The organism is uncultured Methanofollis sp. (assembly GCF_937919355.1).
Taxonomy (GTDB): Archaea; Halobacteriota; Methanomicrobia; order Methanomicrobiales; family Methanofollaceae; genus Methanofollis.
On the sequence record NZ_CALFSA010000189.1, the window covers coordinates 1 to 25,177 of the forward strand.

The following is a 25,177-nucleotide window of genomic DNA, read 5'->3' on the forward strand; positions in this document are numbered from 1 at the left end:
CTGATGGCGGGGTCGAGGCTGGTGTAGGGATCGGTGGGGAAGTTCGGGTGGAGGGCCATGGTCATTTCCTCCCGATGGTGATGTCGATGACTTTCATGGTGTCGTTGCCGAAGATGTCGACGACTTTGACGGCAATCTTGCGGCGGCCGGGCATGCACTCTTTGAAGATGCTCTGGAGTTCGAGGGTGCGGTCGCGCCGGGTGCGGAAGGACTGCCATTCGTTTTCAAAGACGTATTCGCCGGTCCAGAGTTCTTCCTGTTCGCCGTTCTCGTTCACGCGGGTGATGATCTCCTGCTTGCTCTCGAAGTCGAAGTCGACGGCCCAGTAGTCGATCCAGTCGGTCCAGGTGTTGGTGAGGGGTTCTTTGGAGACGATGCCGCTCTTGTCTTTTGTCACTTTGATTATCTGGCCGTTTTCAATGACGATCTTTTTTCCTCCATCTTTGAGGGTTTCTATGGCGTTATCGACGGTCTCCTGGTTGTAGAAGACCGAGAAGTCGGTGAGTTCGATGGCGATGGAATTGCCTTTGTAATGGGGGGTGACTTCGATGTAGGAGGCGTCGTAGAAGACGACCTGGTTTCTTGCGATGGCACGTTTGTCGAAGACGTCGCGGGGGATATATTTGAGGGCCATGTCGATGCCCTTCTGTTTTGCCTCTTCCTGGATGTTCGGGAAGAGGCCCATCTCGAACTCGAAGCCGAGGATGTCCACTCTGGTGATGTACTTCTGCCGGCATTCCCCGATGACTTCCTCGGCGAAGAGGCGCGTGACCGGGAGGTTGACGGGACCGACGGCGACCATGCGGTTCTGCTTCTTACCGGCAAAAGTGGTGAAGCCCTCGACCGGTTCGGCATGGTAGGCGGAGAGGATGAGGCTGACAAAGTTCTTCTCTTTCTCGGCGAGTTGTTTCTGTTTGAGTTCGTCCCTGAGGTTCGGGTTGACGCCAATGAAGTGCTGCCGTTCGTATTTGCCGAGGTTGAGGATCTCGAAGGCACGGTAGTCTTTGTTGTTTGCCTTGAGTTCTCGCTGGACCTCGATCATCCGCTTGCGGGTAGTGTGGATGGCGAACTTGCCGAGGTCGGAGCCGATCCATTTCCGGCCGAGTTTCTCGGCGACGGCAAGGGTGGTGCCAGACCCGCAGAAGAAGTCGGCGATGAGGTCACCTTCATTCGAGGAGGCCTTGATGATGCGTTCCAGGAGGGCTTCGGGTTTTTGGGTGGGGAAACCGAGCCTTTCTATAGCCATTGGATTAATAATGGGAATATCAGTCCATATGTTTTGAATTAATTGGCCTTCGTATTTGTCTAAAAATATCTTCCTGTATATTCTTCCGGTGTTATTTTCTGGCATTACTAACTCATTGTTATTATACATTTCATCCATTCTTTCTTTTTTATATAACCAGCCCGTCTTGGGAGGAACAACACCGCGAAATTCGTATTTAAGGTTGGGTCTATTGAGTGGGTTTACCAGAGGAGATTTCATATATTTTCTACCATCTCCATCATCGAAAATAAAACGTTCTCGAATGTATTTTTGAGTGTTTTCATCATTTTTTGAGTATGTTGGATTGAAAATACGATCTTCTGATTTGGAATAGAGTAGTATGGTATCATTTGTTACTCCAAATTGATTGGACGACCATGCTTGCGATTGTTTTCGTCTCCAAATAATCTCATTAATAAAATTATCTGGGTAGAAGATCTCATCAAGGATTGATCTTAATAATGAGTTCACTCTCCAATCGCAGTGCACATAAATACACCCATCCTCCGCAAGCAGGTCACGCATCAATTTCAACCGTTCATAGATCATCGCGACAAAACTGTCCGCACCCTTCCCCCAGGTGTCGCGGTAGGCGATCTCCTCGATAATACCGGGCTCCTTCGTGAACGTCTCGTCCCCGACCTCGATATCCATTGAGAAGTCGGCGCCGACATCGAACGGCGGGTCGATGTAGATCAACTTGATGCCGCCCTGCTTCTCGATTTCCTCCCTGAGGGGGCCGTTTTTGAGGGAGGAGAGGATGAGTTTGTTGTCGCCCCAGATGAGTTTGTTCGTCCACCCCTTCAACTGCCTGCCACGATCGTCGATGTCGAAAAGCGTCCGCTGGATGGTCTGGTTCACCTCTTTGCGCGGCTCGTCCACGTTCTCGATCACCTGAAAGGGGAGGACGACGTTGCAGACCTCGTCGGTCTTGCCGTTCCAGACGAGTTCTAGTTCGCGCTTGTCTTCAAAGAGGAGGAAACGATATTGTTCAGGGAGGGGCTTTCCGGCTTCAAGATATCTTGTGATGTCGCGAATTTCGTTGTCGGTGAGTCTCATGCGTCTGTTCGCCTGAACTGTTCTGGGCTTTCACCAGATATAATGGTTTCATTTTATTATCGCTCCGTTCATATGATTTATTGAACAAAGGCTGGCGATTACATTATTAAACGATATAATATCCCTTCAGGCACATCTGAGAAACAGTATTTCACCTAAATCGGTCCGGTCAAGTGCCTGCTCCCTGTTCCACACACGCATGGCACCTTTCCCGATCCAAAGCACCAATTCCCCCCGACACAATGAGCGTTTCCCATCGTGGACATCAAGCACAACTTCAATGTCGCCTGGGTTGTCGATAGTGTTCAACCCCGGGAGTCGATCCACCGCTGGTGCAGACTAATGTCTAGAGGGTACCGAATGGTATTGATCATTTATCTTCAGCAGCGGAAAGTATCTGAGAGAATAAACCCCATCTCTTTTTCGGGAATGAAAATCGTCAATATCGTCTGTTCAGGCGACCTCCACCAGCCCGTCCCCTTCCCGAGGCTGCCTGAACTCAGGCCGGAAGACCTACGCATATGACCCCGAGATCTATCACGGCGCCTACATCCTCCTCTCCCGGGGCAAGGCCACGGTCTACCGGAGCGGGAAATATATCATCTACGGCCTGAAGTCCCTCGACGAGGTAGGATCGTCATACGAAGAGTTCCTCGCCCTCCTCTCCCCCATCATCGACCCCTCCCTCGTCTCGCCGCCGCGGGTCCAGAACATCGTCGGCATGGACGACATAGGGACGGAGGTCCCCCTGACCCGCCTCGTCGTCGCCCTCCAGATGGAGCACGTGGAGTACGAGCCCGAGCAGTTCCCCGGCGTGATCTATCGCGGGGAGAGGGGGACAGCCCTGATCTTCTCGTCAGGGAAGGTGGTCCTCGCCGGGTTCAGGGACCTTGATTCGATGGAGGCGTTTGCGTCCGGACTGAGGGAGACGATCAGGGCGATCATATAACCACAACCCCCTCCCACCACTCGGGGTCTCACCGTCGACCTCCCCACGGTCAGGCGACAGACGAGCACGACCACCTCGCCCCCGCAACCCAGGGGAACTGCAGAGCCCCCCAAACGCGAGGGACGGCCCTGCCAGGATCGGAAGACCTATATTCTATAGTCCGCTATAGTGTGCATATCATGTCCTCCACGACGGTGTGGATCTCGCCGGAAACAAAGAAGAGACTGAAAGGTATGAAGCGCCACCCCCGGGAAACATATGAAGAGGTGATCGTCCGCCTGATCGACTCTTCCGAGGACGCCGAGTCCCTCAGCGATGAGGCCATCAGGGGGATCGAAGAGTCACTTGAAGACATCAAGGCCGGCCGCCTTGTCACCCTCGACGAGGCCCGCGCAGAGTTACGGGCCGCATGGCGTACGAAGTCCGATTAACTCCGTCCGTCATCCGGGAAATGCGGCATCTCCCGGCTGATGTAGGGGAGAAGATCCTCGACGAGGTGGAGGCCCTCGCACAGGAGCCCGATCCCTCCCGGCATGTCAAGAAGTTGAAGGGAGGAGGGTCGACGCCCTTCTATTCTCTCAGGGTAGGGACCTATCGGGCGATCCTGAATATCTATGACGATGTGCTCCTCCTCGTCGTGGTCGAAGTCGGTCACAGATCGAAGGTGTACCGCAAATTTTAACCTCGTCTTTTTTTCGACAGACCCCACACGGAGTCGCCGTGACGTGTGACGCAAACGGGATGCCATACCCCTTTATCCTCCCCCTCCAACTCTCCCCCATGCCACCCTCCCCCCCGGCCTTCACCGTCGTCATGGACCTCTCCACCATCCTCGACGTGACAGACGAGCACAGCCACCTCACCCGCCTCTTCAATACCCGCATCGACCAGGCCGGCGGGGTGTGGGAGGATGAACTCGACGCCTTCGTCTTCGCCATCCTCGACGACCTGGAGGGCCGCCTCACCGCCGGCCTGACGGCCGCAGGGCTGAAGGAGACCGTCTCCCGCGTCATCGACGAGATGCTTGAGGAGGACCAGGCCGCGGTCTCTTATGGCGGCGGGAAGACCCGGGTCCCCCTCACGCCGGACGGGGAGGTCGATATCCTGCACTCTGAGAAGCGGGAGGATGACCTCGAATCCCGGTGATCCTTCGGGTGTTTGCGTGCACACCCCTCCCTTGGAGTTCACGACATCCACCGTTCTTGCCGTCGCCTGACTTCCGCCGCCTTTGAGACACACCCCTTCCACAGTCATCCTGCGCCATCGCGTACAGGTTCCCCCTCATTACCCGGCGCCTCACCACGCCGTCCGGCAGTCGGTCACGGCCTCTCATCAAGCCATGCACGCCCACGTGCCGTGGCCCGGTATCTCTGCTTGCCGCTTGTCGGTTTCTCCGGGAGAGTCATCTCGACAAGCCCTGCATCGAGCAGAGGCCTCAGGATCTGGTCCCTGAACTTGGTGCGGTTCGTCCTGCCGGCAACCGCCAGGAGTTCGACCATGGACTGCTCCTTCACGCACACACGCAAGACCTCGATACTCTCCTGATCGAGATCGATCTTAATCCCAACTTGGTCCCATCGTGCTCAGGCCTCCACAGCACCTGGACAAACTGCCCCCCTTCCTGCCTGAAGGGGTTCCCTCTCCCGAGGTACCCCCGCTAAAGACACACATAAATACTACAATCTGTCTCTTCCACGGTGCGCTACTCTCCTTTATCTCCTGTGGGGCCCACCCTCTCCTTGGTGCGGTGCCGCCCCTGGCGGCCCGCCCGGGAGAGTCGAAAAACATGAAATCGATATCTCAGGGCCTCCCCGGCTGCGAAGTCGGGGAGCGTACGGACAGACAGACACTGCCCATATGTGAGGCGGCGGTATGTCCCGGATAGACGGCAGCCTTCATGAATCCCCGTGCGCCAACACCGGACCCCGGACCGCCACACCTCCGCCGACCCCCGGGGAGATACACACCGTCGATCCGGTGCCCCTGTATCTCGTCCCGCAGGCGGTTGCGAGCGAGGTGCGGAAGCACGGCCGTGCGGTGAGCGAGGTGCACGTGAAGCGGGGCGGTCGGCATATGTATGCCGTCTCGGTGGTGGTGCGGGAATGAGTGCCACCCTCCGTCTCGGGTCTGACGACGCGGTCTACCTGCTCGTCGGCCGCAGGCGGTACCGGGTCGCCCCCGGCGACCTCCGCCTCCTCCTCGTCCAGGGGCGTGCGGTGCCGGTGATGGGGGAGGGTGGCGTGATCGTGGGCCATGCGGCGGTGAACGCCGCGGGGCGTGCGGTGAAGGTCTTCACGGTCTCGGGCCACTTCATCGTGCCGCTCGTCTCGTTCCGCCGCGTCGCCACGGGCGAGGCCAGGTCGGCCCCGCTGTTTCCGCTCGTGCCGGAGGGACGGTCATGATCAGGGAGGCCCTCGCCGCCCTGTTTTCCGGCGGTGTCGTCGAGGTGCGTGCTCTCGGCGACTATGCGACGCACTCGGGCTACTTCGACGACTTTGCGAAACTCGCCGACGCCGCTGAAGCACTCGACACCGACCCCGAGGTCCGCGGGATCTACGTCACCCTGAACGCGGTGGACCCGGCCCTCCTGGCCCGGCGGGCGAACAGGGTGAAGATGCGGCTCTCCCGGAGCGACGCGACCACGAGCGACGCCGACATCCTCCGCCGCCGCTGGTTGCCCATCGACCTCGACCCTGTGCGGCCGAGCGGGGTGTCGTCGACGGAGGAGGAGCACGCCGCGGCGTTGCGCCGGGCCGACGCGATCGCCCTCTGGCTCGACGAGCAGGGGTTCCCCCATCCGGTCCGCGCCGACTCAGGGAACGGGGCCCACCTCCTCTACGCGATCGACCTCCCGAACGACGATCCTTCGACCGCCCTCGTGAAGGGCGTGCTCGCCACCCTCGACGCGTTGTTTTCCGACGAGACGGTCACCGTCGATACGGCGAACTTCAACGCCGCCCGGATCTGGAAACTCTACGGCACCTGCTCGCGGAAGGGGGACAACACCCCCGAGCGGCCGCACCGGCGGGCGCGGCTCCTCTCGGTGCCTGAGGAGAGGGAGATCGTCCCGGCCGACAGACTCCGGGCGGTCGCCACCCGCCTCCCCGTCGAGGCCCCGGCGACGCCGAAGGGGTCGAAGATCGACCTCGCCGCGTGGCTTTCGGAGCACGGGATTTCCGTCCGCACCACCAAACCCTGGCAGGGCGGCACCCTCCACGTCCTCGAAGACTGCCCCTTCTCGACCGCCCACCACGACGGCGCCTTCGCCGTCCAGTTCCCCTCGGGAGCGGTCTACGCCGGGTGCCACCACGCCTCCTGCGGCGGCGGGAAGCAGAGGTGGCCGGAGTTGCGGGAGAAGTACGAACCAAAGAGACGGAAAAGGGAGGAGGTGCCGCCCCCTCCCCCAAAACCTCCATCACCGGCATATCGCGAGAAGGCCCTCGCCATCCTCGCCCACGGCGACCCCCTCGCCTTCCTCCTCGACACCTTCAACAGGGAGCACGTCGGCGACCGCACCGTCGCCGAGTGCCTGGTGATGTCCCTCGCCTCGCAGTCGGTCGAGAACACGAACGGCCTCCATGTCTCCGTCTCCGGGACCTCAGGCAAGGGCAAGAGCCACGCCTGCACCACCATGCTCAAACAGGTCCCCGGGGCCTACCGCCTCGCCGGGACCGTCTCGAACAAGGCGCTCTACTACCACGACGACCTCCACCCCGGCACCGTCTTCCTCTTCGACGACGTCACCCTCTCCGACGACCTCCTGGAAGTCCTCAAAAGCGCAACGGCGAACTTCAGGGAGAGGATCGAGCACCACACCGTCTCCCCGGACAGAAAACTCCAGGTCTGCCGGATCCCGGAGAGGTGCGTCTGGTGGCTTGCAAGGGTCGAGGACCCCGGCGACGACCAGGTGATGAACCGCATGCTCACCGTCTGGATCGACGACTCGGCCGAGCAGGACGAGCGCGTCCTCCGGCACATGAAGGAACAGGAAGCGCGGGAGGACGACGGCGACGACGAGGACCCCGACCTCCCGGTCTGCCGGGCCATCTGGGAGATTCTTAAAGAGGAGCGCCTCCACGTCTCTGTCCCGTACGCGGAGAAGGTGCACTTCTCCGCCACGACGAACCGCCGGAACCCCGGCATGCTCTTCGACCTCATCAAGTGCCACGCCCTCCTCCACCGCTTCCAGAGAGAAACCTACGACGGCGGCATCCGGGCCGACAGGTCGGACTTCACCGTCGCCGCCCGGATCTACGCGGCGATCAACGGCGAGGCCGGCGGGCAGGAGACGAAACTCACGAAGAACGAATCCGCCGCCCTGGAGACCGTGGCGACGATGGGGTGGGAGCAGTTCACCGTCAAGATGCTCCAGGACGCCCTCGGGCTTTCGTACCAACAGACCTACCGTATCCTCCACGGCTACGCAAGCCGGGGGATGACCTACTCCGGCCTCCTGGAGAAGTGCCCGGCGGTCAGTTATCTCGACACCATGGTCACCGAGGACTGCGAGGGCTACGCGGTCCGCCGGCGGGAGCACCTCTTTCTCTTCGACCGCGAGACCTACCGGCGCTGGGCACGCGGCGGCGAGGTGTGGATCGATGAAGGAGGTGACCGGGACGACGGTCCCGGTCCCGACCGCGATGATACTTTCAGCATTTCAGCACGTTTTCAGCAGAATTTCAGCACCTGCCGCGAAGATCAAAAGACGAGGGACGGCCCGGAAACTGACAGTACTAGTACAGATAGAGAGACGCGTCTCTCTCTCAGTACTACCTTACAGCAAAACACACACCCACACAGTGCTCTCTCTCCCCCGGCGTCCGGGTGTGCGGGTGGGTGTGATATTCGCGATGCTGAAAACGATCCCATGATATCGCCGCTTCGGGGCGATAATCCTAATCGGCCACCATCAACACATCCGTTGAATTTCAGCACCTTCCGAAAGCTGCTGAAAACTGCTGAAAGAAAAGGACCGACGACACTCCCTGGCGTCCTGGACCACCGGGAGTTCACGCGGACGAAGACCGACCTCGGACGGTGCAGTGTGTGCGACGAGGGGAGGGCGGTGTTTCGTTCGAGAGACGGACGGGCTCTGCTGTGTGAAGGGTGCTACGCCCGCCTGGTGCAGACGTGGAATGAGAAGAAGGGGTTGGCCAGGTGATCCCCCGGACACCGGCGGCGGTGAACTGTGCGCAGGGTCGGAGGTGACCGGGCAAGGCGCCCTCTTCCGAAAGGGTTATCTTTTTGTATCCATCATACGAGGTGTAGAGACGCAGAGCCGACCGGAAGCGACGTTTCTATTCCGGCAATGCGGGGTGACGGTATGAAAAAACTCAAGAAAATCCATGCAATGCTCTATGCGATGGAGCATGACCCCGCCATCGGCCGGACAAAACTGATGAAGTTCATATTTTTTGTCGATCTCATCCACTATAACCAGCGGGGCAGCCTGCTCTTCGACAGCGCCTACATCAGGATGCCGAACGGCCCCGTGGACCCGGTGGCGTACTCTCTCACCGGCGAAACAAACGACTTCTTCACGGTCAAAAAGAGCAGAGGGAACAAAAATAATCCGGCTACCGGGCCGTATGACCACTACCTGTTCCAGGTCAGAGTGCCGGTGAACACCGACATGTTCAGCCACTATGAACTCGCCCTCTTTCATATGGTCCTCACGGCACTCAAGGCAAAAAAGGCTACATTGGTCAGTAGCCTCACGCACCAGCTCCGGCTCTGGAAGGAGTTCAGGGACGGTGAAGAGATCCCCCTCGACTACTTTGCACTCACTGACGACGAAATCCGGCTTATCGAAAGTTTCGGTTTCTTTATCGACGGATTCCAGCGGGAGTTCTGTAGCCGCATCACCACCCTTTCCCGGGACCTCGCAGATGCTCTCCATCCTCTTGCCCGTGAGCGTGTCGTACGGGTGGAGAGGATCCTCGACGATCTCATCGTGCACTATCCCCTCCCTTCCCTCGACATCTTCTATGACGCATACCTTGCATGGGACGACACCTTCAGGTCTGCTCTTCGCCTGAACCCGGCGGTAGTGTCGTCACTGACCGCCGAGTGCTGCGATGCCCTCTGCTTTACCTCATATGCCGTGCAGAGCGGTGCGGTCGGCGAAGACGATCTGGCGGCGTACTGTGGGGAGGTGGAAGAGAGATTTGATACCATCAGGGAGTCTCTCTTCCGGGAACACCCGGCGAATCCCTGCGAGGTCGAGATGATGGAGGGCGACCTCCTCGACCGGACGATGCACCTCTCCCGGTCCCTGGCCCTGGAGACGCCATCGGGGAGGCGTTAGGTCTGCCCTACTTTCACGACAGCAACGTCCTGATCGGCTACTTTTTTCATGCCGCCGACGACTGGGGGCGGGCGGCGACCTCTGTCTTCGACGACCCCGAACCGAATTATTCGAGTACTTTTGTCTGGGGGGAGTGTTTCGGGATCGATAACGGCGGGAGATGCGCCACGGTCCAGAGAACGGTTATGCGGGAGTTCCGCCGGGCGGCCGCCGCCTTGAAACGGAATCCGTCTGTCGATGCCCTGGAGGCGGAAGCGATGACGTGGAGGATCAGGGATATCGTGACGGAGGCGATCGCCCGGGCAGGGAGGGAGACAGCAGCGGCAATCACGGTGCTGGAGGAGGTGAAGACCTGCTATGAGCAGGAGTGCGTCCGGCGTCTCGCCCGCCTGGAGGACCGGGAGGTACTTTTCCTGCACAGGCGACGGACCGACTACCCCGAGGTCTACCTGTTCTTGAACGCCATCGACGACCCGGACGATATCGAGGTGGTGCTTGACGCCCACGACCTTGCACTCCGTGTGCCAGGGCTGGTGCTCTGGACGGGGGACGGCACCCACATTGTGCGGAATCGGGAGCGGGTGCTGGACCTGACCGAACTGGTCGATGTGCGCTTCCTCGGGGACGCACACACTTGATGTTCCGCAGCGCCTGCTGATCTGCCCTGTCACCCTTTTTGTTCGTGCGGGAGGTCGGGAATGAGGGGCCTGGACTCCACTGGTGGATGTGATCACCCTCGAATAGGGTGCAGAAGGGTTATCTTATCACGCTGGAGGAGGGCAAGATCCTCACGGAGAAGCACGTGATCGAGGGGCGGCATCCCCCGATCCTGCGGTCGTCGGCTGTCTCACCCCTTTCCTGTCTCATACCGGCACTCTTCCTCCTCGGCCACGCCCGCCTGCGGAGCGGCCACCTCCCCGACCCCCTCCCGCACCACGACCTCCCGTCGCCGGCCCCGTCCCGGCCGCACGTACAGGTCCACCAGCCGTAAGGTCTCCAGTTTCCGCAGCCTCTCGGAGAATGCCGCATACCCCATCTCCCCGCAGAGGCGGTCATAGACCTGCCCGGCGACCGCCGGCCCGCCTCCCCTCTCCTCTCTCAGGACGGCGTCGAGCACCGCCCTCTCCGCAGGGGTGAGAGCCTCCACCGCCACTGTCAGGTGGAGGTGCCGGGAGACGGCAAAGGCGGCGAGCACGTCCCCGGCCGTCACCCCGGTCCTGGCCTCCCTCTCGGCGTGGAGCACCGCCCTTTTCACGACGTCCAGGCCGACGCGGAGGTCTCCGCAGGCCATCGTCCTCTCGACGACGAGGTCGAGGACGGCGGGCGGGACGACGCCGGGGTACACCCCGGCCCGCAGGCGGTCGGCAAGGATGCCCCGCACCTCCGCCGCGGTGTACGGCGGGAAGAGGACCTCCGAGGCCTGGAGGACAGAGAGGGTGGAGGGGTCGAGGACGCGGGAGAGGTCGGCCTCAGGGGTGGAGAGGGTGAGGACGACGCCGGTCCGCACCCCCGGCCAGGCCTCGTGCATCCTGAGGAGGGGGGCGAGGACGCTGTCCAGGGTGCCGTCGGCGATGAGCCGGGTGACGTCGTCCAGGCAGACGATGAGGACCGCTCCCCTCTCCGCGAGGGCATGGGCGACCCCGGCCATCACCCGCGTATTCGAGACGCCCGACGGCGGCGGCAGGTGGCCGGAGAGGGCGAGGAAGATGCGGGAGAAGACGGCGTACTGCGTCCTCTCTGTCTGGCATGAGACGAGGACGGGGACGACCGCATGCGTCGTCTCCCTGATCTCGGCGAAGAGGAGCCTGACGGCGGTGGTCTTTCCCGTGCCGGGGATGCCGCGGAGCACGGTGTTCAACGGGCGGGCGCCGCGGAGGGCGGGCCGCAGGGCGAAGGCGAGGTCTTCGAGTTGTGTGTCGCGGTAGTTGAAGACCTCGGGGAGGTGGGCGAACTCGAAGAGGTCGGGGTCGCGAAAGAGCGTCTGGTCGCTCATGAGGGGACGGTGTGTCATGAGTGAGGGGTGGAGGTCGGGGTATATAGGGGTGGGCCGTGTGCGGGGTGAAAGTCAAAAATGGGGGGGAGAAGGAGATCTCTGCAAGATGCGAAATACCCGGAATTTTTCCCGGGTGTCCTGGGAAAATATGAGAGGATACCGGGCAGAACATTCTTCTGGCGGGATGGGATGCTGAGATAATCTTCCCCCCTCTCCATCACGCACAAGACGACGACGGTCTCGCCCACGGAGAAAATGCCGTACATCGGCGGCCGATCAGGGCGATGCGCCCATCCGAACACTATAAAAAGAAGCATGCACTACCCGGGAGTAATGATAGACCCCCTCCTGCAGATCCGGCAGAACCTCCACACTATCAGGGAGCGCTACGGCGTGGCACGCATCGGCGTCTTCGGGTCGGTCGTGCGGGGCGAGGCCACCCGGGCGAGCGACATCGACATCCTGGTGGAGTTCAGGGAGGGGGAGGAGACCTTCGACCATTTCATGGACCTCAAGTTCTATCTTGAGGATCTCCTGGGGCGGCCGGCAGACCTCGTCATTACCGATACGTTGAAGCCCAGGATCAGGAGTACGGTTCTCGGCGAGGTCGTCTATGCCTAGGGACGTGCTGCTCTATCTTGAGGATATCAGGGATGCCAGCGCCGCCATCCGCTCCTATGTGGAGGGTAAGTCATGTGAAGACTTTGCGAATGATCCGATGTGCCTTGACGCCGTGGTTTTGCGGTTCATCACTATCGGGGAGGCGGTGAAGCATATCCCCCCTGATGTTACCGCACGCCACCCGGAGGTCGAGTGGCGAAAGATTGCCGGCCTCCGGGACATCAGTGTTCATTCCTATTATTCGGTCAAGCCGACAATTCTCTGGGATATCATCCAGACTAAACTGGACCCGCTGGAGGGGGCCGTCAGGGGCATGATCCGGGACGAAGAGGGATGACCACCTCACCCCCACCCGATCACCCTCATCACGACGGCGACGATCCCTCCCACGACCCCACCGGCCCCGGCGGCGATCTCCCTCTCCCGCCGTTCCTCCCCCGCCGTCTCGCTCCGCCAGTTCTCAAGAGAGCGGAGGCGCCCCTCCATCTCCGCGTCCCTCTCCTCCATCCTCTTCAGGGTCCGACAGATCCACTTCACGTCCCTGTTCGTCTCGACGATCTTCTCCCGCAGGTTCTCGGCCATCGCCATCTCCTGAACAGGGAATGGAGGTTAAGGCAGATTAATATTACTTATAGTAATATGAAGATATGCCGGTGACAACCCGGGAGTCCTGGCAGGAGAAAAGAACCATGGCAGACTTTCAGCTGTCTTCCACGAGCAAGACGTCGGTGCGGAAACTTCCCGCCCCGATCGCCGATGCCGCCACCTTCAACGGCATCATCGAGAACGTCCTGAAGAACAACCCCTGGGGCTGCACCCCGTGGGAGAGTGCGGGCGAGTCGCACGCCGCCGTCGAGAAGGCGGGCGAGGCCTACACGGCGCGGGTCGTCTACGAGGACACACTCGGCCGTGCCATCGGCACCGCCTCCGCACGTGCCCCGACTCTCGCCGGCTTCACCGCCGCGAAGAACGAGATCATCGGCAACGCCGCACTCGAGACCGCAATCGGCGGCACCGCCGTCGCCGACCCCGACCGCGAGGCGTATACCTGCCGCCTCCGCTGCCACGCCGCAAACGGAGAGGTCTACTCCGTCGCATTCACCCGCACCTCAGTGCGGGTCTCGTCCTACGAGGACGACAACGTCCTCGCCGCAATCGAGACCTGGGCAGACGGCGTCACCGCACTCAACTGAGGGGAGATCCCCCTCTCCTTTTTTCCCCGTCACCCCTCAGCGACGCAGTGCTCGTGCCGGGAGCGGGCGCGAGGGGGGCCGGTACAATCGCGGCCCTGCACACCCCCCGCCTCCGGAAAAAACGGGAAACACGACAGGAAGAGGCCCCGGTCTCCCCCGCCGCCTCGGAAATCCGGGCAGGAGAAGGATATTATAGAATCACCGGATCAGAGGAGAATAATTCCTGATCGAGCACCCCGCCTTCGGCACAGGTGCTTTCCGGGGATGATATCATGACCATACCTGATCCCACATCGGACGCCATCGCTCTGGGCATCTTCCTTGCCCTTCTCACCGGGACGGCCCTGCTCCTCAGCCGGTACGTCTCCGGTGTCTTTGCCGGGGAACTCTCGCACGGACCCCCCGGCCGTATCGAAGAGTGGCTATTCCGCCTCGTCCGGACAGACCCTTTGCGGGAAGAAGGATGGCGGGGCTACGCCCGCAATATGCTCGTCTTCAACGTCGTCGGTTTCCTCTTCCTCTTTTCGCTTCTTCTTCTGCAAGGGTTCCTGCCCCTCAACCCGCAGGGGTACGGCGCCTTCGCCCCGCACGTCGCCCTGAACACCGCCGTCAGTTTCGTCACCAACACCAACTGGCAGGTCTACGCCGGCGAGACGACGGCAAGTTACCTCGCCCAGATGGCAGGACTCACCGTCCAGAACTTCCTCTCGGCCGGCACCGGCATCTGCATCGCCCTTGCGGTGATGCGGGGGATCACCCGGCGCACGACCCCGCTGATCGGCAACTTCTGGGTGGACATCACCCGGTGCACCCTCTACATCCTCCTCCCGATCGCCTTCGTCGCCTCTCTCCTCCTCGTCTCGCAGGGCGTCGTCCAGAACTTCGACCCCTACGTCCATGCCGACGGCTACGGCGGCCCGCAGACGATCGCCATGGGCCCGGTCGCCACGCAGGAGACGATCAAGAACCTCGGGACAAACGGCGGCGGGTTCTTCTCCGCCAACGCCGCCCATCCCTACGAGAACCCGACGGCCCTCACCAACCTCCTGGAGATCTTCCTGATCCTCCTCATCCCCGCCACCCTGCCCTTCGTCTTCGGGCGCATGGCCGGCACCATGCGGCAGGGGTGGGCCATCTACGCGGCGATGCTCGTCATCTTCGTCGGGGCACTGGGAGCACTCTACGCCGTCGAACTCGCCGGCAACCCCCTCGTCACCGACCTCGGGGTCGCCGGGGTCTCGATGGAGGGGAAGGAGGTGAGGTTCGGCCTCGGCGGCACGGCCCTCTTCACGACCGCGACCACCGCCACCTCGTGCGGGGCGGTCAACGCCATGTTCGACTCCCTGACACCCCTCGGCGGCATGGTCCCCCTCCTCCTGATGCTCCTCGGCGAGGTCGTCTTCGGCGGGGTGGGGTCGGGCTTCTACACCTTCGTCGGGTTCATGGTCCTCTCCGTCTTCGTCGCCGGACTGATGATCGGGCGGACGCCCGAGTTCCTCGGGAAAAAGATCGACGTCCCGGAGATGCGCATGGCCGTTGTCACCGTGCTCGCCCCGGGCGTGCTCGTGGTCGTCCTCTCGGCCGTCTCCCTCCTCGTGCCGGGCGCACTCTCGGCGATGCTCAACCCCGGCCCCCACGGCCTCTCCGAACTGGTCTACGCCTTCGCGTCCATGTCCAACAACAACGGGAGCGCCTTCGGCGGCCTGGACGGTTCTTCGCCGTACTACGCCGTCGCCGGGTCCCTGGCGATGGCTGTCGGGAGGTTCGTCCCCGCCGTCGCCATGCTCGCCCTGGCCGGGTCGATGGCGCAGAAGAAACGTGTCCCGCCGGGCCCGGGGACCCTGCCGACCTCGTCGGCGACATTCGTCCTCTGGACCGTCCTCGTGATCCTGATCGTCGGCGTGCTCACCTTCTTCCCTCTCTTCGCCACAGGGCCGATTGCAGAACATCTTATTATGATCGAAGGGGGGACGACCTGATGGCCCGGAAACGCTACCCGCGCCCGGCGGCCTTCGAACCCGGCCTCCTCCGCGAGGCCCTCGTCGGATCGGTGCTGAAACTCGACCTCAGGCGGCAGGTGCAGAACCCGGTAATGTTGCTCGTCGAGGTCGGCGGTATCCTGACGACGGCGACCTTCCTCGTCGCCCCGACGGCACCGACCGCCCTCTTCACCGCCCTCGTCTCGGCCTGGCTCTGGCTGACCGTCCTCTTCGCCAATTTTGCGGAGTCGCTCTCCGAAGGCCGGGGCCGGGCGCGGGCGGCGTCTTTGCGGGAGTCCCGGACGAGCGTCGTCGCCCACCGCCTGCGGGGTGACGCCGCCGAGGACGTCCCGTCGTCGGACCTCAGGACCGGCGACCTCGTGCGGGTGGGGGAGACAGAGGTCGTCCCCGGCGACGGCGACGTCGTGAAAGGCGCCGCCCAGATCAACGAGGCCGCCGTCACCGGCGAATCCGCCCCGGTGATCAGGGAGGCCGGCGGCGACCGGAGCGCCGTGACAGGCGGGACCACCGTCGTCGCCGGCGAGATCGTCGTCAGGATCACGGCCAATCCGGGCGAGACCTTCCTCGACCGCATGATCACGATGGTCGAAGGCGCCGAGCGGCGCAAGACCCCGAACGAACTGGCCCTCGACGTCCTGGTCCTCTCCCTCACCGCCGTCTTCCTCGTCGTCGTCGGCGCCATCTACCCGGTCTCCGCCTACAGCGCCGCCGAGAGCGGCACCGGTGCGGCCGTCTCCCTCACGGTGCTCGTCGCCCTCTTCGTCTGTCTTGCGCCGACGACCATCGCCGCACTCCTGCCGGTGATCGGGATCGCCGGCATGGACCGCCTCTTCCGGCGGAACGTGGTCGCCCTCTCCGGGCGGGCGATCGAGGCCGCCGGCGACGTGAACGTCCTCCTCCTCGACAAGACCGGGACAATCACCCACGGCAACAGGCAGGCGGTCGAGTTCGTCCCTGTCGAGGGGGTGTCGCGGGCTGAACTCATGGAAGCGGCGTTCCTCTCCTCTTTCGCCGACGAGACGCCCGAGGGGAAGAGCATCGTCGCCCTCGTCAGGAAAAAGACCGGAGCCGTCCCTGAATGTCCGCCGGACACCTCCTTCACGCCATTCTCGCCCCAGACCCGCATGAGTGCAGCCGAGTGCGGCGGCGTCGCTTACCTGAAAGGGGCCGCCGACGCGATAACGGCGAAGGTCGCCGACCTCGGCGGCAGAGTCCCGCCCGACCTGACGGCGAAGGTCAACGGCATTGCGTCTGAGGGGGGCACGCCCCTCGTCGCCGCCCGCGACAGCACGGTCCTCGGCGTGATCTTCCTGAAAGATATCCTGAAGACCGGGATACGGGAGAGGTTTGCCGACCTGCGGAAGATCGGGATCAAGACCGTCATGATCACCGGCGACAACCCGCTCACCGCCGCGGCGATCGCCGCCGAGGCCGGGGTCGACGATTACCTGGCCGAAGCAAAACCCGACGAAAAACTCCGGCTGATCCGGGAGTACCAGGACGAGGGCTACATGGTGGCGATGACCGGCGACGGCACCAACGACGCCCCCGCCCTTGCGCAGGCAGACGTGGCGGTGGCCATGAACAGCGGCACGCAACCCGCCCGTGAAGCGGCCAACATCATCGACCTCGACAGCGACCCGACGAAACTGCTGGAGATCGTCGAGGTCGGCAAGGAGATCCTCATGACCCGCGGCGCCCTGACGACCTTTTCCATCGCAAACGACGTCGCCAAGTACTTCGCCATCATCCCGGCCGCCCTGATCGCCATCTACCCGCAACTTGCGGCGCTGAACATCATGCACCTCGCTTCGCCCGGTTCGGCGATCCTCTCGGCGGTCATCTTCAACGCCCTGGTCATCCTCTGCCTCATCCCGCTCGCCCTCGCCGGCGTCAGGTTCAGGCCGATGCCGGCGTCGCGGCTCTTTGCGTTGAACCTGACGGTCTTCGGCCTCGGCGGGGTCGTCGCACCGTTTGTGGGGATAAAAGTGATCGACATGATCATTGCGGCTTTCCTGCCGGTCTGAAGAGGTGAAAAAATGAGTTCGTGGAAAACAGCCATACTGCTCTTTGCGGTGCTCACCGCCGTCGTCGGGGTCGTCTACCCCGTGGCATTTACGCTCGTCGTCGGGGTGGCGTTCCCCTTCCAGGCCCACGGGAGCCTGGTCATGGACGCCGAAGGCCGCGTCGTCGGCTCGGCCCTCATCGGCCAGAATGTCACGGCGCCGGGCTACTTCCAGGGCCGCCCGTCGGCGACGCCGTACACCGCGTACAATGCCTCGCACTCAGGGGCATCGAACCTGGGGCCGACGAACCCTGTCCTCCTCGAAGAGGTCGCCGGCCGTCTGGCGGCGCTCAGGGACGCCGGGGTGACCGGGCAGGTCCCCTCCGACCTGGTGCAGGCGTCGGGGAGCGGGCTTGACCCGCACATCAGCCTTGAGGCGGCGCTGGTGCAGGTCCCGGCCGTCGCAAAGGCCCGGGGCCTCCCGGAAGAGGCGGTCGCGGCCCTCGTCCGTGCGGAGGCGATCGACCCCCTGGTCCCCTTCGCCGGGCCTCACGTCAACGTCCTCTCCCTGAACAGGGCGCTCGACGACCTGGCCGCAGGACAGAGTCCATGACGGCCGAGGTCCGCCGGCCCCTCCCCGACGACCTCCTCGTCGTCGCCCGCCGGGCCGATCAGAAAGATCACCGGGGCACGTTGACCATCTACCTGGGCTATGCCGCCGGCGTCGGCAAGACCTACACCATGCTCTCCAACGCACTCCAGCAGCGCGGCGAAGGGGTCGACGTCGTCATCGGTTACGTCGAGACCCACGGCCGCCCGGAGACCGACGCCCTGGCCGCAAGGCTTGAAACAGTCCCCGGCGTCGCCGTCGAGTACCAGGGCCTCGCCCTCCGGGAGGTGGACCTCGACGCGATCATCAGCCGACGGCCGCAGGTCGTCCTCGTTGACGAACTCGCCCATACGAACGCACCGGGCAGTCGCCACGCAAAGCGCTACGAGGACGTCGAGGAACTTCTCTATGCCGGGATCTCGGTCAGCACCACGGTCAACATCCAGCACATCGAGAGCCTGAACGATGCGGTCTCCCAGATCACGGGGATACGGGTGGCGGAGACGGTGCCGGACACGGTCTTCTCGGGTGCGGACGAGATCCGCCTCATCGACCTGACGCCCGAGGAGTTGCAGGGCCGTCTCAGGGCGGGGAAGGTCTATGTGCGGGACATGGCCGAGGCGGCGATCCAGCGCTTTTTCAGTACAGGCAACCTCCTCGCCCTGCGGCAACTCGCCCTGCGGTACATGGCGTCCGCGACCGACAGGCAGATGATGGAGCAGATGCGCATCTCGGCCGTTTCCGGGCCCTGGCCGGCGACGGAACGGCTTGTCGTCGGTATCAGGCCGGGGCCGCCGGCAGAGCAGATGGTGCGGGCCGCCTACCGCCTCGCCACGAGGTTCAATGCCGACTGGGTGGTCTTCTCCCTGGACGTCGGGGGCGCAGAAGAGTGGACGACGGAGGAACAGGCCTGGCAGAACGAGGCGCTGGAGACGGGGCGGAGGCTGGGCGGCCATATCGTCCACTACCGCGGCGAAGACGTCGCCGAGGAGGTCCTCCGCTATGCCCGGCGGAACAATGTCACCATGATCATGCTCGGAAAGCCCCGCGGCATCGACCTGCTGTACTCTCCGGTCTACAGGATCGTGCGGGAGTCGCGCGGCATTGACATCTTCTTCTACGACCTGAAAGGGGAGGGCGCCCCGGTATCTGTCAGGTCGCAGATCCCCCGCCTTCTCACCCGCGACCATGTCGCCGGCCTGGCCCTGATCGCGGGCGTGGCCGGTATCAGCGTCCTCCTCCGCAACGTGGTCACGCCGCCTGCCCTGCTCGCCATACAACTCCTCCCTGTGGCGGTGGCGGCCCTCGTCTTCAGGCGGGGCGCCGCCCTCTTTGTGGCCGTGTTGAGCATTATCGTCTTCGACCTCTTCTTTGTCAGGCCCTACTACTCCCTCTCAGTCGACGACTGGGGGCATTTCATCTCCTTCGTCGGGTTCGTGGCGGTCATCCTCGTCGTCACGGCTCTCGTGACGCGGTTGCGCCACCTCCTCCCGCAGATCAGGCGGAGCACGGCTGAGGTCGAGGCTGTCACCGGCCTCTCCCGCGACCTTGCCGGGGCACAGACGCGGCAGGAGGTCTTCGACATCCTCGCCCGGCATATGCACGGTTTCGGGCCGGGGGCCTTCGCCGTGCTCGTGCCGGGGGCGGACGGCCTCCAGGTCGGGGCGGGGGACGCGATGTTCCCGCTCACCGAGAAGGAGAAGGTCATTGCCCAGTGGACGTACGACAACGGCGAGGCGGCGGGACGGGGGACGGACACCCTCTCCGCGGGGCAGGGCCACTATGTCCCGGTCAGGGTGCACGCCCGGGTCTTCTGCGTGCTGGGTTTCGCGTTCGATATGCCGGAGAGGGCGCTCACGCCGGGGAACAAGGAGATTTTCCTGACGATGGCGCTCCTCGGGGCGCTGGCCCTGGGGCGGGTGGACTGAGAGAGGACGGGGTAACGATTATATCAGGTCTCCCCTGATCTGCTCCGGGGGAGACGGTGACGGGACTGAAGCGTGCGCTGACCGAGTTCGACCTGACAAACATCATCGTCGGTTCGATCGTGGGTGCCGACATCTACATTGCGTCGGCGCTCACCGCAGGGCTTGTCGGCCCGTTCGCGATCGTCGTGTGGATAGTCGCCGGGATCTGCGCAACGACGATCGCGGTCGTCTTCGCCTACTGCAGTTATTATGTGCCGCGGGCAGGCGGGCCTTTCGCCTACGTCTCGGCGGCGTTCGACGATTTTTACGGGTTTCTGACCGGGTGGAGCATGTGGATCGCGGAGATGCTCGCCCTTCCCGTCTTCGCCATTGCGTTCGCCCTCTATCTGGGGTCGGTCGTCCCTCTCAGTCCGGCGGCTGAGATGGCGGTGAGGGGTCTCTTCATCGGGGCGCTCACCACCGTCAATGTCGTCGGTGTCAGGGTGGCGGGCAGGCTCAATGACCTGCTCACGGTCATCAAACTCCTCCCTCTTGTCGTGTTCATCCTGGCGGGCCTTGTCTTTGCGCTCCTGCATCCCGCTTTTTTTCTCGGCAACTACCGGCCTTTCATGCCGTTTGGCCTGGAGAACGCGGCGTACGCGGTGGTTCTGATATTCTGGGCCTATGTGGGTTTCGAGATGGGGACTCTCCCGGCCGACGAGGTGAAGGACCCTGCCCGGAGTATCCCGCGGGCGATTTTCAGAGGGATGGCGATTGTCGGGGTCTTCTACATCGTGACGAATTTCGTGCTCTACGGCCTCATCCCGCGGGCGGCGTTGGAGGCGACCACGACGCCGCTCGTCCTTGCCGGGACTATCCTCTTCGGGTCGGCGGGTGCGATTTTTATGACGGTCGGCGCTCTGTTTTCGGTCTCGGGGTCGGACGAGTCAGGCATGCTCGGGAGTTCCCGCCTCGCCTATGCGATGGCTATCGACGGTCTTTTCCCGTCTGTTTTTGCGAGGCTCCACCCGCGTTATGGGACGCCGTACGTCGTCCTCATCGTGGAAGGTGTCGTGGCATTCGTGCTCTCCAGTTACGCCGACCTCTCGGGATTGATCTCGTTCTCCGTCTTCAACCTCGCGTTTTCGTTTCTCCTCACGTCTTTTGCGCTCATTGTGCTGAAAAAGGACGAGAGCCCTCTCCTCGGGCAGGTGTTCCTGCCTCTTGCAGGGATAGGGATCTGTCTCTTTCTCCTCGCCTCGACGCCTCCCCTCGACATGGTCGTCGGGGCGGTGGTGATCGCCGCGGGTGTCCCGATATACCTGTACTTCTCCCCGAAGACCGACATCCACCACCTCAAAGAAGAATTTCTGTCGGAGGAGGCGCTCTTCCTCCGCCGGGTCGCCGCAAAAGAGTTGTATCTTGCGAATTTTATCCGCCTGCTGCGGGAGGCGTGGGACGCGGGACGGCAGGTGGTGCGCCGCCGCCTGTAGGGCGGGGCCGTCGCGGGTCAAGGGCCCGTGCATCCAGGATACCGGTAATCCGGGGAGGAGGGGAGCAGGAAGCCACGCCCGACAGGTGCAGGGTCACAGCACATTGTTCAGTTCTTCGACGGTCAGATTGGCCTGCTTTAGTATATGCGACAGAGTCGAACGCTTGACCGGCGTATGCATGGGCACGGTCAGTTTCAGTGTCGTATCCGGCAGGTGCTTTTGCAGGCGGATATGGCTGCCCCGTTGACGGACCACAACCCATCCGTCCCTCTGAAGTGCCAGAATGATTCTGTCGTAATTCAGAGCGGGCACCTTGCTCATACAGCGATCTCGATCTGCTCGGATTTTTCGGTTAAGATATAATCGTCCTCGACGGTTTCCAGGTACAGGTCAATCGCTTCCCTGATGTTTTTCAATGCCTCTTCCTTTGTATCCCCTTCACTGATGCAGCCGGGAAGGCCCGGTACGTACACAGTGTACCCTCCTTCTTCAGCCGGTTCGAGCACAACCCGCAGTTTCATACAACTACCTGTCGCCCCACGGAATTTATATGTGATCCCCGGGCACCACCACGACCGGAAAGAGCGTGCCTGTGTCATAGGGGGCGATTGGAGGAGGGCTCTTTCACCCCCGCCCCACGGTCTTTCACTTCATTCGCAGGAGGGAGAGCTGGCGTAGCGAATTCATAACCGTTTCTTTCCATTGACAGGGAGGCATCCCGCCTGCCCGCCGTCTATACGACCGTATCCCCAGTCCGACACCGACGTACAGGACCAACGTGATAATCCCGTTGATGGGCGAGATAAGAATTTCTGCTCCCGGTGCAATGCCGATAAAACCCAGGATGACCAGGGGGTTCACGAGTGCATCCTCGACCATGTGCAATACGATACCCGGCCAGACTGATTGTGTTACCCTGTAGAGTTCGATGAACATCACCGACCAGCAGATCATTGTCAGAAGAGCAACGATGGCATACGTGCCCCGGCTGACAGGTAAGACTGCCTGGATGTCTGATTCTGATAAGAAGACCAGGTAGTAGGGAAGGTGCCAGAGTCCCCAGACGCAGCCGACGGTGAGGTAGATCGCCCCGTCGTTAAGATTGAGTTTGACGAGTTGCGCGGTGAGGTAGCCGTACAGGGCAGGCCCGTCAAAGATGTCGATAATAAAATTGACGAGGAGAGCGCCGGAGAACAGCACAATAAAGGGTTTGAGATCGAAGGCCGAGACGTCGATCCAGTGTGTTGCGGCGCCGATTACCAGGACGGTTGCTGTGACAACGGGGAAGATCAAGGCCGCAAGCAGGTACCATTGTACGTTCCCTTTGATGTTCGGCCTGAATCCGAGATCATTCCAGTCACCCTTTGAAAAGAGAGTGATTGCAATCGCGGTCAGCAGCGGCAATATCAGCCATATCCCCATGCCCGGAGAGTCACCATCGGGCTGGGGCAGGACGGCGTCGAAAAGGGCGCCTGCCCACCCGCTGAGAATAACCACAAAAATAAAGAAAACAACATTGCGGATTGTTGATCTGTCCATAGAAGGCTCCTATCCCGCGAATATCAATACTGTTTCTTTTATATGTCTTGTGATTGGGGGGCGAGCCTCCGGTATCCTGTACGGTGTCAGGGCCTTCTCTCCCTGCCTGATGCCGTGCGGAGGCCGCGGCGATATCGGGGGGTGAGATCGGGCATGAGAAAAAGGAAGGGCCGCAGGGGACGGTCTCCTGATCTGAGGTGTGGCGCCTCGTCACGACCCCGGGTACTTCTGCGGTTCCCTGTCCTATCGGGACGGCGCACTCCCCGGCACCATCGGGGCATAGGTGGATGGGGTGACTGCCCTGAACTGAGAGGGGGAAACCCCTCTCCTTTTTTCCGGCGGGCCATCTGCTCGCAGACCGCGTGCACGGCGGCGGCATCACCCCGGCAAAGACTGGTCATCGCTTCCGGCGGCATCCTCCGGGTCGAGAAGCCTGGACCGAACCATCTCGGTCATGTCCTCCGTCGTCAGGAGGAGGAGCGTATCTTCGGCCCCGATGACAGTGCTGCCGCTCGGGACAAAGCGGTCGTTCCCTTTCTGCATGAGAATGATAAGAGCGCCTTTCGGCAAACCCAGGTCGACGACCTGCTTTCCCACAGCCGGGGAGTCAGGGGGGATGACCAGGTCGAGCATTTTGCTCGGAGTATCTGATTCAGCCTCGAACTCCCGCGAGAGTTTGAGCGGTTCTTCGACCGGGGCGGCAAGACCGAGCCGCCGGGCGACGGCCGGGATCGATGTCCCGTGGACCAGCGCCGAGACGATGACAATGAAGAAGACGATATTAAAGATCGCATCCGCGTTCGGCACGCCTGCCACAAGGGGATAGGTTGCGAGGATGATCGGGACGGCCCCCCGCAGTCCCACCCAGGAGACAAGGACCTTCTCGTTCATCGGCATCTTCCAGGGGAGCAGCGTGAGCAGGACAGCAACAGGCCGCGCCACCAGAAGGAGGAAGAGGGCGGCGAGCATGCCCGGCACGATCGCCGATACGAGTTCTGAGGGGAAGACGAGAAGCCCGAGCGCAAGGAACATCACGATCTGCATCAGCCATGCAATGCCGTCATGGAACTGGATCAGACTCTTCTTGTAAACAACGGCGCTGTTGCCCATGACAAGCCCGGCGATGTAGACCGCAATAAACCCGTTTCCTCCGATGATGGACGTCAGCCCGTAGGTCAGCAGCACCAGGCTGAGGGTGAGCACGGGGTACAGCCCCTCGGATTCCAGTTTGATACGGTTGATGAGGTACACGATGAACATGCCCATCAGGTAGCCGAACAGGCCTCCGACTGCCATCTGCTGCACGAACATCGGGACGAGAGAGAAGATCGACGAGCCCGGCGTGAGGATCAGGCCGATAACGCCGGTGGTGAGGAGGACCGCCATCGGGTCGTTGCTCCCCGACTCAAACTCGAGGAATGGCCGCAGGTTTCCTTTCAGGCGTGCCCGTGCCATCCTTAGGACCGAGAAGACCGCTGCCGCATCGGTGGACGAGACGACCGCACCGAGGAGAAGGCCCGTAAGCGGGGAGAACCCGAGGACCAGGACGGCAAATGCGCCGAGCAGAACTGCGGTCAGGACAACGCCAACCGTGGAGAGGGCGATCCCCGGCCAGAGAACAGGCTTGATCTGCTCCCACCGTGTGTCAAGACCGCCTGAGAAGAGGATATAGGCAAGCGCGATAATCCCGATGATCTGTGCAACTGCGGGGTCATCGAACGGAATGCCGCCCGGTCCCTCCGAGCCCGCCAGCATCCCGACGACGAGGAAGATGAGGAGTGCAGGGACGCCGAGCCGCTCTGCGAACTTGTTTGCAATGATACTGATCAGGAAGAGCAACGCTATCCCGACAAGTACGAGTGTGAGTACCATTTATGGATAGAATATCGTGTTCAGAGTGCTATAATAATGACTCTTCGACTTTTCGGGGAGGTAGATCCTCGGGGAGAGGATGCCTCTTATCCCCTTCACGAACTCAATGATGAGTCTCGTCTTCTCGATGCGGCGCCGACCGTACAGGATGATCAGTCGTCCGCTTCCTCCCCGTCGCCCTCCGCAGGCACGAAGAGGCCGGACCGTCTCCCCGAGGATCTTTTCGACCGCCGGAGAGAGGTGATGAAGGTTAGTGTTTTCTTCGATTGTATGGAAAAATGCGCACTCTCGGGGAGCGTGGAGGCGGTCCCGAGGTTTGAATTGCGGCCTTTCTTTCCGTGCAGGATGAGACCGCCATTTTA

At 62.1% G+C, this 25,177-nt stretch carries 26 protein-coding genes; 18 read left to right on the top strand and 8 right to left on the bottom strand.

Features of this window, described 5'->3' with window-relative positions:
- Positions 1-61 precede the first annotated feature (61 nt).
- Entirely contained in the window at positions 62-2,326 is a 2,265-nt protein-coding gene (locus Q0520_RS09300) for a site-specific DNA-methyltransferase (RefSeq protein ID WP_298669260.1), read from the bottom strand.
- A gap of 360 nt (positions 2,327-2,686) precedes the next feature.
- Here Q0520_RS09300 and Q0520_RS09305 point away from each other — a divergent pair, with 360 nt between their 5' ends.
- The 5 genes from Q0520_RS09305 (at position 2,687) to Q0520_RS09325 (ending at position 4,421) form a co-directional block, all read left to right on the top strand.
- The gene (locus tag Q0520_RS09305; RefSeq protein WP_298669262.1) at positions 2,687-2,851 is read left to right on the top strand and encodes a hypothetical protein; all 165 of its coding nucleotides are present in this window, start codon (positions 2,687-2,689) and stop codon (positions 2,849-2,851) included.
- Between the two features lie 196 nt (positions 2,852-3,047).
- On the top strand, positions 3,048-3,275 hold the full coding sequence (locus Q0520_RS09310; RefSeq protein ID WP_298669265.1) for a hypothetical protein: 228 nt from the start codon (positions 3,048-3,050) through the stop codon (positions 3,273-3,275).
- A gap of 179 nt (positions 3,276-3,454) precedes the next feature.
- Positions 3,455-3,706: a hypothetical protein gene (locus tag Q0520_RS09315; RefSeq protein WP_298669268.1), complete on the top strand. Its 252-nt coding sequence runs from the start codon at positions 3,455-3,457 to the stop codon at positions 3,704-3,706.
- Positions 3,685-3,957: a type II toxin-antitoxin system RelE/ParE family toxin gene (locus Q0520_RS09320; RefSeq protein WP_298669270.1), complete on the top strand. Its 273-nt coding sequence runs from the start codon at positions 3,685-3,687 to the stop codon at positions 3,955-3,957. The genes Q0520_RS09315 and Q0520_RS09320 overlap by 22 nt, the downstream gene beginning before the upstream one ends.
- A gap of 98 nt (positions 3,958-4,055) precedes the next feature.
- Positions 4,056-4,421: a hypothetical protein gene (locus Q0520_RS09325; protein ID WP_298669273.1), complete on the top strand. Its 366-nt coding sequence runs from the start codon at positions 4,056-4,058 to the stop codon at positions 4,419-4,421.
- 173 nt (positions 4,422-4,594) lie between these two features.
- On the opposite strand, the gene Q0520_RS09330 is transcribed toward Q0520_RS09325, so the two are convergent.
- A complete protein-coding gene (locus Q0520_RS09330; protein WP_298669275.1) occupies positions 4,595-4,795 on the bottom strand; it encodes a Fic family protein in 201 nt (66 codons plus the stop codon).
- Between the two features lie 352 nt (positions 4,796-5,147).
- Here Q0520_RS09330 and Q0520_RS09335 point away from each other — a divergent pair, with 352 nt between their 5' ends.
- The 5 genes from Q0520_RS09335 (at position 5,148) to Q0520_RS09355 (ending at position 10,220) form a co-directional block, all read left to right on the top strand.
- Positions 5,148-5,381, top strand: coding sequence for a hypothetical protein (locus Q0520_RS09335; protein ID WP_298669278.1), 234 nt, complete (start codon positions 5,148-5,150; stop codon positions 5,379-5,381).
- Positions 5,378-5,677 (top strand): hypothetical protein, encoded by a 300-nt coding sequence (locus tag Q0520_RS09340; RefSeq protein ID WP_298669281.1) that lies wholly within the window; start codon positions 5,378-5,380, stop codon positions 5,675-5,677. Before Q0520_RS09335 ends, Q0520_RS09340 begins: the two co-directional genes overlap by 4 nt.
- Entirely contained in the window at positions 5,674-8,436 is a 2,763-nt protein-coding gene (locus tag Q0520_RS09345) for a hypothetical protein (RefSeq protein WP_298669284.1), read from the top strand. The genes Q0520_RS09340 and Q0520_RS09345 overlap by 4 nt, the downstream gene beginning before the upstream one ends.
- A 162-nt stretch (positions 8,437-8,598) precedes the next feature.
- Positions 8,599-9,582 (top strand): type II toxin-antitoxin system antitoxin SocA domain-containing protein, encoded by a 984-nt coding sequence (locus Q0520_RS09350; protein ID WP_298669287.1) that lies wholly within the window; start codon positions 8,599-8,601, stop codon positions 9,580-9,582.
- Between the two features lie 185 nt (positions 9,583-9,767).
- The gene (locus Q0520_RS09355) at positions 9,768-10,220 is read left to right on the top strand and encodes a hypothetical protein (RefSeq protein ID WP_298669290.1); all 453 of its coding nucleotides are present in this window, start codon (positions 9,768-9,770) and stop codon (positions 10,218-10,220) included.
- Between the two features lie 209 nt (positions 10,221-10,429).
- On the opposite strand, the gene Q0520_RS09360 is transcribed toward Q0520_RS09355, so the two are convergent.
- On the bottom strand, positions 10,430-11,593 hold the full coding sequence (locus Q0520_RS09360) for an ORC1-type DNA replication protein (protein WP_298669293.1): 1,164 nt from the start codon (positions 11,591-11,593) through the stop codon (positions 10,430-10,432).
- Between the two features lie 315 nt (positions 11,594-11,908).
- Here Q0520_RS09360 and Q0520_RS09365 point away from each other — a divergent pair, with 315 nt between their 5' ends.
- A complete protein-coding gene (locus Q0520_RS09365) occupies positions 11,909-12,196 on the top strand; it encodes a nucleotidyltransferase family protein (protein ID WP_298669296.1) in 288 nt (95 codons plus the stop codon).
- Positions 12,189-12,533 carry a DUF86 domain-containing protein gene (locus Q0520_RS09370; protein WP_298669299.1) on the top strand — a complete coding sequence of 115 codons (345 nt, stop codon included), beginning with the start codon at positions 12,189-12,191 and terminating at the stop codon, positions 12,531-12,533. The genes Q0520_RS09365 and Q0520_RS09370 overlap by 8 nt, the downstream gene beginning before the upstream one ends.
- A 5-nt stretch (positions 12,534-12,538) precedes the next feature.
- Here Q0520_RS09370 and Q0520_RS09375 read toward each other — a convergent pair whose 3' ends face one another.
- Positions 12,539-12,778: a hypothetical protein gene (locus tag Q0520_RS09375; protein WP_298669302.1), complete on the bottom strand. Its 240-nt coding sequence runs from the start codon at positions 12,776-12,778 to the stop codon at positions 12,539-12,541.
- A 107-nt stretch (positions 12,779-12,885) separates the two neighbouring features.
- Between Q0520_RS09375 and Q0520_RS09380 the strand changes: the two genes are divergently transcribed.
- The 6 genes from Q0520_RS09380 (at position 12,886) to Q0520_RS09405 (ending at position 21,404) form a co-directional block, all read left to right on the top strand.
- Positions 12,886-13,389, top strand: coding sequence for a hypothetical protein (locus tag Q0520_RS09380; protein ID WP_298669305.1), 504 nt, complete (start codon positions 12,886-12,888; stop codon positions 13,387-13,389).
- A gap of 272 nt (positions 13,390-13,661) precedes the next feature.
- Complete coding sequence (kdpA, locus tag Q0520_RS09385) at positions 13,662-15,368, top strand: potassium-transporting ATPase subunit KdpA (RefSeq protein WP_298669308.1); 1,707 nt, start codon at positions 13,662-13,664, stop codon at positions 15,366-15,368.
- Positions 15,368-17,416 carry a potassium-transporting ATPase subunit KdpB gene (gene kdpB, locus Q0520_RS09390; protein ID WP_298669311.1) on the top strand — a complete coding sequence of 683 codons (2,049 nt, stop codon included), beginning with the start codon at positions 15,368-15,370 and terminating at the stop codon, positions 17,414-17,416. Before kdpA ends, kdpB begins: the two co-directional genes overlap by 1 nt.
- Before the next feature lie 12 nt (positions 17,417-17,428).
- Entirely contained in the window at positions 17,429-18,007 is a 579-nt protein-coding gene (gene kdpC / locus Q0520_RS09395) for a potassium-transporting ATPase subunit KdpC (RefSeq protein ID WP_298669314.1), read from the top strand.
- On the top strand, positions 18,004-19,932 hold the full coding sequence (locus Q0520_RS09400; RefSeq protein WP_298669317.1) for a DUF4118 domain-containing protein: 1,929 nt from the start codon (positions 18,004-18,006) through the stop codon (positions 19,930-19,932). Before kdpC ends, Q0520_RS09400 begins: the two co-directional genes overlap by 4 nt.
- Positions 19,933-19,988: 56 nt before the next feature.
- On the top strand, positions 19,989-21,404 hold the full coding sequence (locus tag Q0520_RS09405) for an APC family permease (protein WP_298669320.1): 1,416 nt from the start codon (positions 19,989-19,991) through the stop codon (positions 21,402-21,404).
- A gap of 93 nt (positions 21,405-21,497) precedes the next feature.
- Here the strand turns inward: Q0520_RS09405 and Q0520_RS09410 are convergent, their stop codons facing one another.
- The 4 genes from Q0520_RS09410 to Q0520_RS09425 all read right to left on the bottom strand — a co-directional run bounded on the left by Q0520_RS09410 (position 21,498) and on the right by Q0520_RS09425 (position 24,815).
- Positions 21,498-21,725 carry a type II toxin-antitoxin system HicA family toxin gene (locus Q0520_RS09410; protein WP_298669321.1) on the bottom strand — a complete coding sequence of 76 codons (228 nt, stop codon included), beginning with the start codon at positions 21,723-21,725 and terminating at the stop codon, positions 21,498-21,500.
- Complete coding sequence (locus tag Q0520_RS09415) at positions 21,722-21,925, bottom strand: type II toxin-antitoxin system HicB family antitoxin (protein WP_298669323.1); 204 nt, start codon at positions 21,923-21,925, stop codon at positions 21,722-21,724. The genes Q0520_RS09410 and Q0520_RS09415 overlap by 4 nt, the downstream gene beginning before the upstream one ends.
- Before the next feature lie 124 nt (positions 21,926-22,049).
- Entirely contained in the window at positions 22,050-22,943 is an 894-nt protein-coding gene (locus Q0520_RS09420; protein ID WP_298669326.1) for a type II CAAX prenyl endopeptidase Rce1 family protein, read from the bottom strand.
- Positions 22,944-23,321: 378 nt separating this feature from the next.
- Entirely contained in the window at positions 23,322-24,815 is a 1,494-nt protein-coding gene (locus Q0520_RS09425; RefSeq protein ID WP_298669329.1) for a potassium/proton antiporter, read from the bottom strand.
- Positions 24,816-25,177 lie beyond the last annotated feature (362 nt).